Genomic DNA, 15,620 nt, shown 5'->3' on the forward strand with positions numbered 1-15,620 from the left:
ACATGAGGTATTTTGAGGACATACCTCCCCGAAAAACAACAAAAATTATTGCATTACAAGCAATAATCTACGTTCCAAGATTAAATAAATTTGATCGTGTTATAGTTGTCTTTTAGCGAAACCAAAAAACATAGACTATTTTTTCTAATTAAGAAATATTTTTAGAAATAAACAACCAAATAAGAAAACAAGGACGCTTATTTACTTCTAATAGAAATAAAATACATAACTATTCAAAATATAATGAACAATATGAACAGCCGTTAAACCCTTATTCTCTCTTATGTTTGAAGTAACGTAAAAAATAGCCATTTTATTATCCTGAAGGTAATAAAATAGCCGAAAACTCTCTAAAATGTCGCTGTTCAGTTTGAAAAACATCAGTAGAAATTGTTTTTTATTACTATTAACGATTACGTTAATTGTGATCTGGGGAGACGATGTGAAAGGGCAGCGGGTTTATGCAACTACAAGTAGTGCAAGTGCTAATTCCTCAAGCCCTTTAAAAACAGTCTCCAATATTGCAAATTGCACAAGTGGGACTGGAAATTCTACCATCCAACCTAGCGCCACTCCACTCACCCGAGTTCTTGCAAAAGGAACAAATGGGGGACTAGGAGTAGGTACCGCCACTATTGCTTATGCAGACCTTAAATTCGACGCTGCAGTTCCATCAAATACAATAGTATTTGCAAAAATAACAGCAGTGTCACTTCCAACATCAGCAAGTACAGTTACTGGAGTTGCCCTTAATAACGGCGTAGCAGCCGCTGGAACTGCTTTTTACAATATCGTTGCTGGAGATGGCTCACAATATGTTGCTGTTTATGCGACCGCGGCTTTTAATCAAATACGCATAAATGTTACTGCAGCAGGAAGTGGACTTTTGAACGTAACTCCAGAAGAAACCGCTAGCGTAGACATACAATATGCTTACTACAATGCAAACGGCTCCTCTGCTCCTGTCGATTGCGGAATTGCTATTGGTACCTCAAAATCTGGAAATGGAGCGGTAGATAATATGCAACAAGCCATAGATGGAAACCTTACTACTTATTCTACTATTACCCCAGCAGCATTGCTAAGTAGTGTAAATCAACACTTCTATTTTTCTGCATTATCAAATACAACTGACGAAATTAAAGTAACCCTTTCTGTTCCAGCGATGGCCCTAAGTCTTGGCTTGGCAAATACAATTACTATAAGCGCCTATAATGGAAGCAATCCAACCGCAGTCTGGACGCAAACTCTTGGAACATTACTCAGCCTTGACTTACTCACTTTACTTGGTAGTGGAATACCAGTAACCACCTCTATTAAACCAGGTGCTTCCTTTGACCGATTAACTGTTAACAGCGCAGCAGTACTAAGTGTCCTATTTTCTTTGCGCGTACATGAAGTTCAGATCACCGCTGCAAGTCCGGTGCTTACGGTTCCAAATCCTACCATCTGTGCCAATACCTCTACCACATTAGTAGTTACCCCTCCAGCTTTAACTACCGCTAAATGGTATGATGCCGCCACTGGAGGAAACTTAGTAGGTACAGGAAATAGCTTTACTACTCCTCTGCTAACGACTACGACAACTTATTATGTTGCGATCGTTAAAAATGGCTGTACAGAAGAATCTATTAGGGTGCCAGCCTTGGTTACCGTGCTTCCAGCTCCAGATATCAGCCCAATTTTGGGAACATTAACTGCATGCGTTGGGAAAACAACTTCATTAAGCAGCTTAACTGCAGGGGGTAATTGGACTAGCGGTACTCCAACCGTGGCAACCATTGATCAAATTACAGGAATAGTGACAGGCCAAACTACTGGTACCTCAATTATCACCTATACAGTTACTGGCGCAAATAATTGCACCAAAAGTACTACAGCCATAGTAACGATCAATACATTACCTGCTGTTCCCACCATTAGCGGAACATTAACTGCCTGTGTGGGTAAAACCACTACATTAACAGGTAATCCAACTGGCGGAGTTTGGAGCAGTGCTACTCCAGCAGTTGCGACCATTGACCCGGCTACCGGAATTGTGACTGGTGTAACCTCCGGAACTTCTGTGATTACCTATACAGTGATCAATGCGAATGGTTGTACGTCTTCGCAAACAGCAACAGTCACCATCTACGCTTTACCTGTGGTTGCTGCTATTACAGGAATAATGAGCACCTGTATTGGTAAAACAACGCAGTTAGCAAATACCACAAGTCCGGGAGTATGGAGCAGCGCAAACCCAACCATTGCAACGGTAAACAGTACTGGTCTGGTAACTGGTATTGCTGTTGGAACTGCCACAATCAACTACACAGTGACCAATGGGAACGGGTGTATTACGATCGTTACGGCCAGCGTGACGGTTCATCTGCAACCGGCCCTCCCCACAATCACTCAGAAAAATTTATGCTTAGGACAGGCGGTAGACCTAAACACCTTAAATCCAAATGACGGAAACGGAACAACTGGTGGCACCTACTCCTGGTCTGCGATCAGCGCTGGAGGAACTCCTTTAAGTTCTACAACAGTTTCCCCGGCGCTTGGCAATACTACCTATTACTTACGGTACACAAAAGACGGTTGTTTTAGCGACAGCAGTGTGTTGATCATCATGCACCCGAAACCACCCACCCCACATGTCATTTTAAATTAACCTACATAAACTCTTAAAACTTAAATTATGAAAACGAAATTCAAAACCCTGAAACTAATTGCAATTGCAGTGACTCTATTTGCATTGCCTTTTAACGCGTCAGCAAGTGCCTTTGATCTGTATTTATGCGGAGGCGGAACAGCAAGTCTGCTCCCAGATGTGACAGTCACAGGTACACTTAAAGTGAATGACATCGTCGTTTGGCAGGAATTCAATGCGACAACCGATGTGCCAATGGGAACGGCAACGCAGCTGACGGTGACTGCAAATGGAGTTGCTCCTTCATTTCCACTTCCAGCATTAGGTACCGGTGCTCATAATTATAAAGTTTTTGTCATCTCGGCCAGTGCAAATTCTTGTTCTGGAGATGTATCCGATGCATTTAAAATATATGCATTGCCAGCACCAACAATTACGCTTGCCGCTCCAACACTTACTTTTTGTGAATCTGGTTCAAATACCGCTTTAACAAGTTCAGTAATTACCGCTACCGCAGCAGCACTTGCAACAGAACTGACAGATGTAAGCTACGAATTCGTATGGTCTGCAACAAAAGATGCTAACGCTGTAGGTGATGTCACCACAGTAGGTACTATCGATCCGATACTACCAGCAAGTTTAAACGTTAACACCTTCACTTTAAACAATACTGCAGGACATGGCGCTTATATATTTAAAGCAAAAATAAACTACAAAGTTGCGGCAGGTACGCTTAAAGGCGACACTGGTACTGGATGTATTGTGGAATCAGGGGCCTCGCCTACGATTAACGTAACGGCTAAACCAGCTAAACCAATAATTAGAATTGCACCATAATCATTAGTTCATAATTAATGTTTAACGGAAAAACAGGATTTGTGTCAGGTATGCTGTTGCTCAGTGCAACGGCATGCTTTGCGCAATCTAATGGCCAGGCAACCGCAGTAATTCCTGCGGGTTCGTCCTTAAAATTACGGGCCGCTTCTGTTAATGCAGTGAGTTATCAGTGGTTAAAAAATGGCGTCATTATACCTGAGGCCACTAATATTGAATATGCCGCTTTCGATCCTGGCATCTACACCGTGATTTCTTACAATACAAATGGTTGTGCTTCTGACATTTCAGACCCCCTCCTGCTCACTGGAGGGACGGTACTGGTATTGAGTGCAGACCTAATGATTACCAAAAGTTCAGAGAATAAATCGATTACCGTAAATGATGCTTTTGAATACTTGTTACAGGTAAAAAACAATGGTGTCGGCTCGGCCAGCAACGTGAAAGTTCAGGATATCCTTCCGGAAAACATGGTCTTAGAACAGTTGCTTCACCCTAGCTTAGGTTACGCCGATTATGCACTGGGCAGTAGAACCGTATTATGGCAGATTCCGAAACTGGAGAATGGAGAATCAGCAAGCTTAAGAATCAGAGTGAAACCTTCAAAACCCGGTATGCTGGAAAACACAGCGACTGTGTCCGCCACAGAATCAGATCCTGATCTGTCAAACAATACTTCTACCAACCGGAAATCGGTAACTGATTTAATTATTAGTAATGTATTTACGCCAAATGGCGATGGAAAAAATGACACCTTTACCATTCCAGGATTGGAAAGATATCCTGAAAATGAGCTGAGTATTTTCAACCGCTGGGGATCAGCGGTGCTGGAGAAAAAACCTTACAAGAATGACTGGGACGGATCACAACTGTCGGAAGGGACCTATTTCTACCTGCTGAAAGTTAAAATGGCCAATAACACCTGGGAAATTTACAAAGGATTTGTCACGATTATCCGCTAAAATAAAAACATGCGCTCGATTATTGAAAAAATCCGGCTCCTCTTCCTGAGGCAGCCGGATTTTTCATTTTTAGTTAAAACCCATTGTTCTGTGTCAGATTCTCATTTAATGTTCTTTCTGTTTCAGGAACAGGCATTAACAAGTATTTGTCATCCAAGGTGATGTTGTGTATTTTCAGCTGCTGCTGTTTCATTCTGCCTAATCTGAGCAGGTCATACCTTCTTTGTCCTTCAGCAGCAAACTCCCATCCCCTTTCCTCCACTAAAGCAGTGATGAAATCTTCTTTTGAAGGGGTAGTCACGGTGGTTAGCGGCGATAAGCCAGCTCTGTTTCTAACCGCATTGATCCCGTTAAATTTATTTGGGTCGCCGCTATTCAGCTGATTCATGGCTTCGGACTGCATTAATAACACATCTGCATAACGCAGAATTACCCAGTTGTTTCTCGCACTATTCCCTTGTCGGGCAGGATCAGTAAACTTCAGGTAATAGAAATTAGCAGTACCTGGAACTACACCAATAGTGGCTGCTTTTCGCAGGTCAGTATTACTGTAAGTTAAAGCAAACGCATTTTCTACGTAAAAAGCCTCATTTCCATCATTCGGGAACACCGATTTTGGCAGGTGCATTCTTGGCGTAATCGTGCCTGTACTTGGCGCCAGGCCAAACTGAACCACAAAGATCTCTTCTTTGTTGCCCACCTTTTTATCCGGATTAAAGACATCTGCAAAAGGCAATAAGGTGTAAACTGATGGGCTCACTGCGATGACCTTATTACAAGCGGCCAGGGCATCCTGATCATCGGTGGTTTCTGCTGCTGCACTCGCTGCTCTGGTCAGGTATACTTTTGCCATTAATGCGCTTGCAGCACCACTGGAAACGCGACCTTTACTTGCTGCAGGGATCTTATCTTCTTTCAGACAGTTTGCTTCTGCGAATTTTAAGTCTGCTAAAATCTGTTTGTACACTTCTTTGATGGGTGTTCTTAAAGGTTTCAAATCGTCTGAACCTTCAGTTGCCTTAAGGATTAATGGTACATCTCCAAAACTCCTAACCAGGTCAAAGTAAGCCAGAGCACGTAAAAACTTGGCATTACCAACAATGTTGTCTCTTATTGGAGCTGAAATCGGACCTGCTTCTACGTTTTGAATCACATCATTTGCACGGTTAATCAGTACATATGCATTGTTCCACCAGTTACTGATCTCTCCATTGGTGGAGGTATAGGTTTGGCTATACAATTCCGGCCTGTTTGTTTGAGGCAATCCAACTTTCATCTGATCACCGGTCAGGTCGTTCACCACCCAAACTGTACGACCGTAATATTGCTGCGTTTGCATGATGCTGATCACGCCGTTTAAAGCGGCGTTCGCATCCCCTTCTGTTTTATAAAATTTGTTCTGAGAAATAAAATCGTAAGCATCTTCCTGAAGGAACTTCTTGCAGGACGATAGATGAAGCACCACCAAAACGGCAATTAGTATATTTATCTTTTTCATTATCTTTTCTTAATAGGATTAAAATCTTAACAGTTGATCATTTAAAAGCCCAGCCTGATTCCTGCAGTATAGGTTCTAGTGGTTGGATACGCGTTATAATCCGTGTTTAAACTTAAACCATTGCTGAGTGCAAAAGAATTTACTTCAGGATCGTAACCACTGTAATCCGTGATGGTCAGCAAGTTGGTTCCGGTCATGTAAATACTGGCTGATTTAATGGTTTTACCCAATGCTTTGCCAATTGGCAGATTGTAGGCCATTGAAACCGTTTTCAGTCTTAAAAAACTGCCGTTTTCGACCACATCGCTGGTTACCCCTGTCCTTCTGCGCAAGGTAGAATTGGCTTTCGGAATGGTGTTGCTGCTATTGGGTCCCGTCCACCTATTCACTACCGAAGCCAGTTTATTGGTGGTAAAATCGCCAGATTCCATTTCATATCTGTTGAGGTTTAATACTTCAGATCCCTGTACCCCTTGAATAAAAACATTCAGGTTTAACCTACCATAAGTAAAGTTATTGGTGATCCCATAGATAAAATCCGGTTGCGCATGCCCAATGATTTCGCGATCTTTCGCATCAATTACTTTATCTCCGGTCAGGTCTGCATAACGTGGATCTCCAGGCAACACCCCTTTAATGCCACTGGCATCGATCTCTGCCTGAGTTTGCCAGATGCCCAAAAAACGGTATCCGAAAAATGAACCGATCGGTTCTCCTACTCTTAAAATACTAGTCCCTCCTGTTCCTGACGGGAACAATGCACTGCTGGCATCGCCAACAAAACGTTCTTTTTCTCCAGCCAAATCGGTCACTTTATTTCTGTTCATCGAGAAATTAAGATTGGTGCTCCATTGGAATTTTTCTCCGTTAACATTCTCTGTATTCAGTGCCAACTCAAATCCTTTATTTGACACCCCACCTGCGTTCAGTAAAATACTGGCATAACCCGCTGTCCTAGGCACAGAAACATTAAGCAGCAAATCTTTGGTCTTTTTGCGGTAGTAATCGGCAGTTAATGAAATCCTGTTGTTAAAAAAGGCAAGGTCTATACCCAGGTCAAATGAAGCGGTAGATTCCCAGGCCAGATTGGGATTAGGAATGTTATTCGGCGATACACCTACCACACGATTTCCACCCAAAGTGGCGCCATTCACACTGTAACGCGCAATAGATTGGTAGGGATCAATTTCCTGATTACCAGAAATCCCATAACTAGCCCTCAGTTTCAGGTCGCTCACAAATGGCAGAGTTTTCATAAAATCTTCTTGTATCACACGCCATGCCACCGCACCTGAAGGGAAATACCCCCATTTATTATTTACACCAAATTTCGAAGAACCATCGGCACGCATCGTGAAAGTCACCAGATACTTGTCCATGAAACGGTAATTAACACGACCAAAAAAGGAAGCCAGGTTATTCTTAACTTTTCCAGATCCGGGAACCAGTACGTTTGCGCCGATGCCAATATTATCAGCCCCCAGTACATTGGTGAAAAAATTATTACTTGCTGCAAAGAAGTCTGTGTTGTAGAACTCCTGCATACTGAATCCACCAATCACATTGATCGCATTGTCCTTATTAATTTGTTTGTCGTAGGTTAACGTATTTTCATTGACCCAACTGATGTTATCGGCATATTCTTTTCTGGCAGTGCCGAGTGTATTGCTGCCCACAAACAGGTCGGAAGGCACATAAAAATCCCTGGTCTGCAGATTAAAATCTGTACCGAATGTTGATTTCCATTTCAATCCTTTAATCATCTCATATTCTCCATAGAAATTAACCAGGCCGCGAAGATTCTTGTATTGATTTTTTGTTTTATTGGCATAAGCAACGGGATTTCCTAAAGCAAAAGCATAACCTGTAGGGCCATTTTGAAAGGTGTAATCTCCATCTGAATACACAGGTACCGCCGGATTTATCCGTAAGGCATCCAATAAAACTCCACCACCAGAACCGCCGCTGGTATTCACTAATGCACGTTTATCAAGGCCTGCAGTAAGATTTGACGTAAAACCGAAGTTCAGTTTCTCCCCAACTTTTTTATCCAGGTTAAAACGGACAGAGGCTCTTTTATAGCCGGAATTGATGACAATACCTTCCTGGTCAAAGTAATTCATACTCAGGTTGTATTTCGTATCTGTCGTTCCTCCGATAAAATTAAGCTGGTAATTACTGATCGCTGCTGTTCTAAAGATCTCATCCTGCCAATCTGTTCCTTTTCCTAAAGTGGCCAGCTGCGCATCGGTATAAGGTAATGCCTTTGCAGAAGCTGGGGTTTCGATATTGGTCAGCCTTTGTGCATCATTCAAAAAGTTAGCATATTCAGTTGCGTCCATCATTTTGTAAGGATTTCTTACCTTTTGAAGTCCATAATAGGCTTCAAAATTGATCGCCGACTGCCCCGCTGTCCCTTTTTTTGTCGTCACGATCACTACACCATTTGCGCCCCTGCTGCCATAAATAGCAATAGAAGAAGCGTCTTTCAAAATATCAATGGATAGAATATCGTTCGGATTTATGGCGCTTAAATTCCCTGCTCCAGGAAATCCATCAATCACAAATAAAGGCTCATTACTAGAATTAATGGAGTTGGTACCACGAATTCTCAAACTTACCGTTCCACCTGGCTGAGACTGGGTCTGCGTAACCTGCACCCCACTTGCGCGTCCTTGAATCATTTGATCCACACGCGTGATCGGCACATTTTCCAGGCTTTTTGCCGTAATGGAAGAGACTGCACCCGTCAGGTCTTTTTTCTTCTGAGTACCATAGCCGACCACCACAATTTCGTCTAAGTCGGTATTGTCTTCAGTCAGGATGATGTTGATCTGCACTCCGGCAACAGTATAGTTTTGTGAGGTAAAACCAATACTGGTAAATGTCAGCACATCCCCCTTTTTAGCCGCAATAGAAAATTTACCATCCGCATTGGTTAATGTTCCAAGTCCGGAGTTTTTCAGTTTTACGGAAACACCAGGGATCGGATTGTTCGATTTGTCTTTAACCGTACCAGTTAGGGGTATGGTTTGGGCAAATGCAATCATGCAGCAGAATTGCAGAAAAGCAATAAGAAGTGTGATTCTTTTTATCATAATATATTTGGTTTTGATGATTAGTTGCGGGTTTTCATTGATGGCGCTCAAATATTACGGCAGAAGATCTCTAATGAAATTTCCAATAGAGTGGTCGATACTTTCGAGAAAGTATCCGTTCATAAAATAAATATTTGGCAATCCAATGTAGGAATCGATAAGGTCACCGAGGGGTGAAATTCTTAAATCAATAGGAGGAAAATTATAAAATAAGTTAAAAAACAAATCATCTAGGCCTTATGTTATTAGCAACAACTGATGAATGCAATGGAATCGAAGGTAGAGGTACTTATTATAGGAGCTGGATTATCCGGATTAACGGCAGCGCTTCATTTTTTAAAATCAGGATTCCCCGTTACCCTGGTTGAAAAAGCTTCCTACCCTCATCATAAGGTTTGCGGAGAGTACTTATCAAATGAAGTATTACCCTATCTGGAATGGCTGGGCGTAGATTTGAACCTGTTATCCCCGGTATCAATTCATCAATTTCAATTTTCTACAAATGACGGACAACTGTTACAAACCACTCTGCCTTTAGGGGGATTGGGAATCAGCAGGTATGCTTTAGACCATTTCCTTTTTCAGGAAGCCATAGCCAGGGGCTGTCACATTCTACAGGATACGGTGGTAGACCTGAGTTTTAAAGAGGATTTGTTCCTTGTTAAAATGGCAAATCACGCCCCGATTACCGCAAAAATTGTGATTGGCGCTTATGGCAAACGGGATGGATTGGATCAAAAACTATCCAGGAGTTTTATGCAAAAGAAATCACCCTGGCTCGCCATAAAAGCGCATTATGAAGGGTCATTTCCTGATGATCTGGTTGGCCTTCACAATTTTGAAGGCGGCTATTGCGGCGTATCCAAAGTTGAAAATAATAAGATCAATATCTGTTACCTGGTAGAATATGCCTCATTTAAAAAGTATAGAAGCATTCCAGAACACCGGTTACAGGTACTTTATAAGAACCCTCATCTGAGGAAAATATTTGACGATTGTAAGCTCCTGTTCGACCAGCCATTGGCTATCGGACAAATCTCTTTTGAAAAGAAATCAATTCTGGAAAACCATGTGCTGATGATCGGTGATACTGCTGGCCTGATTCACCCATTCTGTGGAAATGGAATGGCCATGGCCATTCATAGTGCAAAACTTTGTGCATCCAGCGTGATCGACTACCTGGAAGGGAAATCTTCCTCAAGGACACAGCTGGAAAAGCAATACCGAAGTTTATGGAATCAACATTTCCTGAGTCGCATCACTGCTGGAAAAGTAATGTCTGGAATTTTAAGAAAAAAACAACTAACCCGCAGATTCATGCGTATATTAATAAAATATCCTTTTCTATTGTCTATGATGATCAAGCAAACCCATGGAAAACCCATCATACCCTAACTAATGGTAGATACAACTTACAGAAGCGAATTGCCGGAAGTCATGGATAACTTTTCCATGGAGGGAGAAATATTAAAAGATGCACTCGACAAAATAGCAGGAATTAACCAATTGCTGGGAGGTAACAAAGTAACGCTTGATGGTGTAAAAAAACTATTAAGCACAACGGCAGGAACAACTACAGAAATCAACATACTTGATGTTGGCTGCGGCAATGGTGATATGCTGCGTGTGTTAGCAGATTATGCTGCCACACATCATTTAAAATTCAAGCTCACAGGCATAGACGCCAACGCTTTTACCATTCAGCATGCGAGTCGGTTGTCTGCTGCCTATGAAAACATCAATTATGAATGCATTGATATTTTTGACAAATCGGCTTTATCAACCCCTTACGATATTATTTTATGCACGCTTACTTTACATCATTTTAAAGATCCAGAACTGCTGCAGTTACTCTCTATATTTAAAGAAAATGCTCAGTTAGGAATCGTCATTAACGACTTACAGCGGAGTGCAGTTCCTTATTACTTGTTTATTGCCTTATGCTTCGTGTTCCGACTAAATAAAATGTCAAAAGAAGACGGACTGGTATCCATCTTAAGGGGATTTAAAAGAAAAGATCTGCAGCAATACGCCAATCAATTGAAACTAGTAAACACCTCCATCCGTTGGAAATGGGCATTCCGTTACCAATGGATTATCCCGACCATATGAGCGTAAAAATTATAACAGTAGCAAAAGCAGTTCCTGAATTTTCCAGAACCACCAGCGAAATCATTCCATTTCTAGACAGCTGGCTGGCTGGACAGGATGACCGTTTCAAAAGAAAAGTAAAGAAAGTTTTTGAGAACGCCATGGTGGACCAACGATACTCCATGATGTCGCCAGAGGATGTTTTTGGAAAAGCTAGTTTTGAGGAACGCAATGACCTCTACATCCGGGAAGGTATCCAACTCGGCACGACCTGTTTAAGGGAGGCCCTGGCCAAGGCAAACTGGAAACCTGCAGACCTGGATTATATCATTACGGTCAGTTGTACCGGAATCATGATTCCCTCCTTAGATGCTTATCTGATCAATGCTTTAAACCTCAGACAAGACATTGTTCGCCTTCCAGTTACCGAAATGGGTTGTGCGGCAGGCATCTCCGGTATCATTTACGCGAAGAACTTCTTAAAAGCAAATCCTGGAAAACGCGCAGCTGTAGTGGCGGTAGAATCCCCAACAGCCACCCTGCAACTGAATGATTTTTCTATGGCTAATATGGTCAGTGCCGCTATTTTTGGTGATGGTGCAGCTTGTGTCTTATTATCAGCGGATGAAAATGATCCCGGGCCTGAAATCATTGGAGAAGAAATGTATCACTTTTACAATTCCGAGCAGCTTATGGGTTTTCATTTGAGCAATACCGGCTTGAAAATGGTGTTGGATGTAGACGTTCCTGAAAACATAGCCGCTCATTTTCCAGAAATCATCCATCCTTTCTTAAAGAAACATGATTTATCCCTGGAAGATATTGATCATTTGATCTTCCATCCGGGAGGAAAAAAAATCATTCAGGTGGTAGAAGAACTTTTCGGAAATTCCGGAAAAAACATCCTGGATACCAAAGAAATATTGCGGCAATACGGGAACATGTCCAGTGCTACTGTCCTGTATGTACTGGAACGTTTTATGGACAAGCAGCCGAAAAAAGGAGATCTTGGTCTGATGCTCAGCTTTGGACCTGGTTTTTCTGCGCAGAGAATATTATTAAAGTGGTAACTTTACCGGATAATTGAAACTATTATGAACAAAGAAGAAATCCTAACCCACTTACCTTATAGCAAGCCCTTTTTATTTGTTGACGAACTATTATCTATCGATGAAAATGGTTCTGTTGGAACTTATACCTACGATAAAAACCTTGATTTTTACAAAGGCCATTTCAAAGATAATCCGGTAACTCCTGGTGTAATTTTAACGGAAACGATGGCACAAATCGGATTGGTTTGCCTAGGTATTTTCCTGACTGCAACGACCAGTTCCGGACTTCCAGGACACGTAATGCTGACTTCTACGGCCATCGATTTCATGAAACCAGTTTTCCCGGGAGAAAAAGTAACAGTAACTACTGAAAAAGTTTATTTCCGCTTCAAAAAGCTCCATTGTAAGGTACAAATGACCAATGCTGCTGGTGATGTTGTTTGTAAAGGAACGATTTCTGGAATGGTAACCAATAAAATGAATGCTGAATAGAGTGGTCATAACGGGCATGGGTGTAGTTGCACCAAATGGAGTTGGTTTAACTCCATTTCTTGAGGCTATACAAAATGGCCGTTCCGGCATCAGTTACCATCCCTTATTGGCCAGCCTTGAATTTTCCTGTCAGATTGCAGGTACCCCTGTACTTTCGGATGCGTTAATTGCCAGGTATTTCTCTGAAATTGAATTGAGGAACTTCAACAGTTCCGGCATCCTTTATGGCGTAATCGCGGCAATGGATGCCTGGAAGGATGCAGGACTCACCATTGCAACATCCGATGAACCGGATTGGGACAGCGGAACGATATTTGGCAGCGGCACTTCCGGAGTGGATAAATTCCGGGAGGCCATTTACAAAATCGATGCCCTTCAAACCCGCCGTTTGGGCAGTAATGTGGTGTCCCAAACGATGGCCAGTGGCATCAGTGCCTATATTGGTGGAAAACTGGGACTGGGCAACCAGGTCAGCAGTAATTCATCGGCTTGTACAACTGGTACAGAAAGCATTTTAATGGCTTATGAGCGCATTAAATCCGGGCAGGCGAAGAGAATGCTTGCCGGAAGCACCAGCGACAGCGGGCCTTATATCTGGGCCGGATTTGACGCCATGAAAGTTTGTACATTTAAACATAATGAATCTCCGGAAACCGGCTCCCGGCCAATGAGTGCCAGTGCCAGCGGATTTGTACCCGGAAGCGGCGCAGGTGCATTTGTTTTAGAATCCCTGGACAGCGCTTTGGCCAGAGGTGCTAGAATTTATGCGGAAATTCTGGGTGGAAACCTCAATTCCGGCGGACAAAGAGGTAGCGGCACTATGACTGCTCCAAATGCGATGGCAGTACAGCGCTGTATCCGCAAAGCGATTCAAAACGCAGGCATAAAGCCCAGCGAAATCGACCTGATCAACGGACACCTCACCGCAACCTCAAAAGATGCTTTAGAGATCCAAAACTGGGCTGAAGCACTGGAAAGATCCGGCGAGGATTTTCCTTACATCAATTCTTTAAAATCAATGGTCGGTCATTGCCTGAGTGCTGCAGGCAGTATTGAATGTGTTGCTGCCCTATTGCAGATGCAGCACAGTTTTATCGCCCCAAACCTCAATTGCGAAGACCTGAATCCAGCAATCACCCCATTGATTTCGACCAATAAAATCCCCCAAAAACAAATCCCCCATCCCATTCATATCCTTGCCAAAGCCAGCTTCGGTTTCGGAGACGTAAATGCCTGTATCATTTTTAAAAAACATATTGACAACTGAGCTGTTTGTAAGAAACACCATCTATGATCCACCAATATGTTAGCCATACCATTTCAAAAACAAAACATGGACAGATCCGTTTTACTCTCCAAATTAAAAGTCATTGTTGCCAATTACAGCCATGATAAAGATGCTTTAGAGTACTTTAATGAAAGCACAGACTTCATTAAAGACCTTAAAATTAATTCTGCCAATCTGGTAGATGTGGTCTTAGACGTAGAAGAAGAATTCGATATCGAAATCGATAACCTCTCAATGGAAAGGATGGTCAATGTAAGTGCGGCGATGGAAATCATCAGCGACAAATTGAAAGAAAAATGATAGGAAATGATATTGTTGATTTGCGACAGGCCAGACTGGAAAGTAATTGGCGCAGAAAAGGATATCTGGAGAAACTGTTCTGCCCAAGAGAACAATTTTGGATCCTGGAAGCTAGCGATCAAACGCAAATGGTTTGGTTGTTATGGAGCATGAAAGAATCAGCCTATAAAATCCATTCCCGCAGAAAAAACTGGCGCGCATTTGCTCCTTTAAAACTCATTTGTCAGACGCTAGAAATCAAAGGAGCACTGGTTACGGGCAGCGTGCAATGCGAAAACATAACTTTTTTTACGCAAAGTATACTCAGTCAGCATTTCATTCATACTGTGGCAACGGAACAATTTCCCTTACCACCTATTAAAGTGAATATTAGCGGCTATAATCCTATGGACACCAGTTATAGAAATACGGAGCCAGCCACAGTGAGTCACCATGGCCGATACCTGGCATTGGCCTATACATAAACACTCCGCTTACTTATAGTTCTGCTGATTTAAGTTTTCTTCGATCAAAAGATTGATAATTCCATCCGCGAGTCCCACTTTAGGTACATAAATCTGCTTAATTCCTGTCCATTTTAACAAGGTGATGTAAATCTCACATGCCGGAATAATTACATCTGCCCGGTCCGGATTTAACCCAAAAACCTGGATCCGTTCCTTTAGTGAATGACTATTCAGGTTATTATAAAGCGTCTTTAATTTCAAAAATGACATTGGCATTCCTTCCTTCTCATCAGACATCCGGTACAATTTATTGATGTTACCACCTGTACCAATTCCCGCTAGATTTTTAAGTGATTTTGTGTTTTCTTTAACCCACAATTTCATTTCTTCCCAGGTCTCCTCTCTATCTTGATTGTCAAGAATTCTGATCGTACCAATATCAAAAGACTTAGAAGCCACTGGAATCCGGTTTACAAACACGGAAAGTTCCGTACTTCCTCCGCCCACATCGATATATAAATAACTTCTTTTATTGTCTAGTGTTTCCTCAATATGGTTGGCATAAATGATGTTTGCTTCCCTTTGGCCATGGATAATTTCCAGATTAAGGTCACATACCTCTTTGACCTGTTTGATGATTTCTCCCCCGTTTTCTGCCTCACGCATTGCCGAAGTAGCACAAGCCAGGTATTTAGATACCTGATAGACATCCATAAGGTTTTTAAATGCGCTCATGGTCTTTAATAAATCTTCCGTTTTTCTTTTAGAAATGCGGTGATCTAAGAACGCATCATCCCCCAAACGTAAGGGCACCCTGATCAATGTGTTTTTCTTAAAGCCAAAACCTTCCTCAGTTTTAGTGATGTCGGCAATTAACAACCTCACGGCATTGGATCCTATATCTATAGCAGCATATCTAAGCATTGG

At 42.1% G+C, this 15,620-nt stretch carries 13 protein-coding genes; 10 read left to right on the forward strand and 3 right to left on the reverse strand.

Features of this window, described 5'->3' with window-relative positions:
* Positions 1 to 355 precede the first annotated feature (355 nt).
* The 3 genes from H9X96_RS01390 to H9X96_RS01400 are packed head-to-tail and all read left to right on the forward strand — an operon-like array spanning position 356 to position 4,428.
* A complete protein-coding gene (locus H9X96_RS01390) occupies positions 356 to 2,653 on the forward strand; it encodes an Ig-like domain-containing protein (protein ID WP_187664555.1) in 2,298 nt (765 codons plus the stop codon).
* Between the two features lie 27 nt (positions 2,654 to 2,680).
* Positions 2,681 to 3,469: a hypothetical protein gene (locus H9X96_RS01395; RefSeq protein ID WP_187664556.1), complete on the forward strand. Its 789-nt coding sequence runs from the start codon at positions 2,681 to 2,683 to the stop codon at positions 3,467 to 3,469.
* A 17-nt stretch (positions 3,470 to 3,486) separates the two neighbouring features.
* Positions 3,487 to 4,428, forward strand: a complete 942-nt coding sequence (locus H9X96_RS01400) for a gliding motility-associated C-terminal domain-containing protein (protein WP_187664557.1) — start codon at positions 3,487 to 3,489, stop codon at positions 4,426 to 4,428.
* Between the two features lie 73 nt (positions 4,429 to 4,501).
* Here H9X96_RS01400 and H9X96_RS01405 read toward each other — a convergent pair whose 3' ends face one another.
* Both H9X96_RS01405 and H9X96_RS01410 read right to left on the reverse strand, forming a co-directional pair.
* Positions 4,502 to 5,926, reverse strand: coding sequence for a RagB/SusD family nutrient uptake outer membrane protein (locus H9X96_RS01405; RefSeq protein WP_187664558.1), 1,425 nt, complete (start codon positions 5,924 to 5,926; stop codon positions 4,502 to 4,504).
* A gap of 41 nt (positions 5,927 to 5,967) precedes the next feature.
* Entirely contained in the window at positions 5,968 to 9,024 is a 3,057-nt protein-coding gene (locus H9X96_RS01410) for a TonB-dependent receptor (RefSeq protein WP_187664559.1), read from the reverse strand.
* A gap of 267 nt (positions 9,025 to 9,291) precedes the next feature.
* Between H9X96_RS01410 and H9X96_RS01415 the strand changes: the two genes are divergently transcribed.
* The 7 genes from H9X96_RS01415 (at position 9,292) to H9X96_RS01445 (ending at position 14,711) form a co-directional block, all read left to right on the forward strand.
* Positions 9,292 to 10,419 carry an NAD(P)/FAD-dependent oxidoreductase gene (locus H9X96_RS01415; protein ID WP_187664560.1) on the forward strand — a complete coding sequence of 376 codons (1,128 nt, stop codon included), beginning with the start codon at positions 9,292 to 9,294 and terminating at the stop codon, positions 10,417 to 10,419.
* A 3-nt stretch (positions 10,420 to 10,422) separates the two neighbouring features.
* Positions 10,423 to 11,136 (forward strand): methyltransferase domain-containing protein, encoded by a 714-nt coding sequence (locus tag H9X96_RS01420; protein WP_222943809.1) that lies wholly within the window; start codon positions 10,423 to 10,425, stop codon positions 11,134 to 11,136.
* A complete protein-coding gene (locus H9X96_RS01425; protein WP_187664561.1) occupies positions 11,133 to 12,185 on the forward strand; it encodes a type III polyketide synthase in 1,053 nt (350 codons plus the stop codon). The genes H9X96_RS01420 and H9X96_RS01425 overlap by 4 nt, the downstream gene beginning before the upstream one ends.
* Positions 12,186 to 12,209: 24 nt before the next feature.
* The gene (locus H9X96_RS01430) at positions 12,210 to 12,659 is read left to right on the forward strand and encodes a 3-hydroxyacyl-ACP dehydratase FabZ family protein (protein ID WP_187664562.1); all 450 of its coding nucleotides are present in this window, start codon (positions 12,210 to 12,212) and stop codon (positions 12,657 to 12,659) included.
* The gene (locus tag H9X96_RS01435; RefSeq protein ID WP_187664563.1) at positions 12,649 to 13,926 is read left to right on the forward strand and encodes a beta-ketoacyl synthase; all 1,278 of its coding nucleotides are present in this window, start codon (positions 12,649 to 12,651) and stop codon (positions 13,924 to 13,926) included. Before H9X96_RS01430 ends, H9X96_RS01435 begins: the two co-directional genes overlap by 11 nt.
* 66 nt (positions 13,927 to 13,992) lie before the next feature.
* The gene (locus tag H9X96_RS01440) at positions 13,993 to 14,247 is read left to right on the forward strand and encodes an acyl carrier protein (RefSeq protein ID WP_187664564.1); all 255 of its coding nucleotides are present in this window, start codon (positions 13,993 to 13,995) and stop codon (positions 14,245 to 14,247) included.
* Positions 14,244 to 14,711, forward strand: a complete 468-nt coding sequence (locus H9X96_RS01445; RefSeq protein ID WP_187664565.1) for a 4'-phosphopantetheinyl transferase superfamily protein — start codon at positions 14,244 to 14,246, stop codon at positions 14,709 to 14,711. Before H9X96_RS01440 ends, H9X96_RS01445 begins: the two co-directional genes overlap by 4 nt.
* A gap of 9 nt (positions 14,712 to 14,720) precedes the next feature.
* Here the strand turns inward: H9X96_RS01445 and H9X96_RS01450 are convergent, their stop codons facing one another.
* On the reverse strand, positions 14,721 to 15,617 hold the full coding sequence (locus tag H9X96_RS01450) for an exopolyphosphatase (protein WP_187664566.1): 897 nt from the start codon (positions 15,615 to 15,617) through the stop codon (positions 14,721 to 14,723).
* Positions 15,618 to 15,620 lie beyond the last annotated feature (3 nt).

This window comes from Pedobacter sp. N36a, from assembly GCF_014472395.1.
In the GTDB taxonomy this organism is placed as follows: Bacteria; Bacteroidota; Bacteroidia; order Sphingobacteriales; family Sphingobacteriaceae; genus Pedobacter.

What these genes read in the sequence shown, in the direction of transcription:
- H9X96_RS01405 (WP_187664558.1), bottom strand. Translation starts at nt 5,926, where the DNA reads ATGAAAAAGATAAATATACTAATTGCCGTTTTGGTGGTGCTTCATCTA.
- H9X96_RS01420 (WP_222943809.1), top strand. Translation starts at nt 10,423, where the DNA reads ATGGTAGATACAACTTACAGAAGCGAATTGCCGGAAGTCATGGATAAC.
- H9X96_RS01410 (WP_187664559.1), bottom strand. Translation starts at nt 9,024, where the DNA reads ATGATAAAAAGAATCACACTTCTTATTGCTTTTCTGCAATTCTGCTGC.
- H9X96_RS01450 (WP_187664566.1), bottom strand. Translation starts at nt 15,617, where the DNA reads ATGCTTAGATATGCTGCTATAGATATAGGATCCAATGCCGTGAGGTTG.
- H9X96_RS01415 (WP_187664560.1), top strand. Translation starts at nt 9,292, where the DNA reads ATGGAATCGAAGGTAGAGGTACTTATTATAGGAGCTGGATTATCCGGA.
- H9X96_RS01435 (WP_187664563.1), top strand. Translation starts at nt 12,649, where the DNA reads ATGCTGAATAGAGTGGTCATAACGGGCATGGGTGTAGTTGCACCAAAT.
- H9X96_RS01400 (WP_187664557.1), top strand. Translation starts at nt 3,487, where the DNA reads ATGTTTAACGGAAAAACAGGATTTGTGTCAGGTATGCTGTTGCTCAGT.
- H9X96_RS01440 (WP_187664564.1), top strand. Translation starts at nt 13,993, where the DNA reads ATGGACAGATCCGTTTTACTCTCCAAATTAAAAGTCATTGTTGCCAAT.
- H9X96_RS01425 (WP_187664561.1), top strand. Translation starts at nt 11,133, where the DNA reads ATGAGCGTAAAAATTATAACAGTAGCAAAAGCAGTTCCTGAATTTTCC.
- H9X96_RS01430 (WP_187664562.1), top strand. Translation starts at nt 12,210, where the DNA reads ATGAACAAAGAAGAAATCCTAACCCACTTACCTTATAGCAAGCCCTTT.
- H9X96_RS01445 (WP_187664565.1), top strand. Translation starts at nt 14,244, where the DNA reads ATGATAGGAAATGATATTGTTGATTTGCGACAGGCCAGACTGGAAAGT.
- H9X96_RS01395 (WP_187664556.1), top strand. Translation starts at nt 2,681, where the DNA reads ATGAAAACGAAATTCAAAACCCTGAAACTAATTGCAATTGCAGTGACT.
- H9X96_RS01390 (WP_187664555.1), top strand. Translation starts at nt 356, where the DNA reads ATGTCGCTGTTCAGTTTGAAAAACATCAGTAGAAATTGTTTTTTATTA.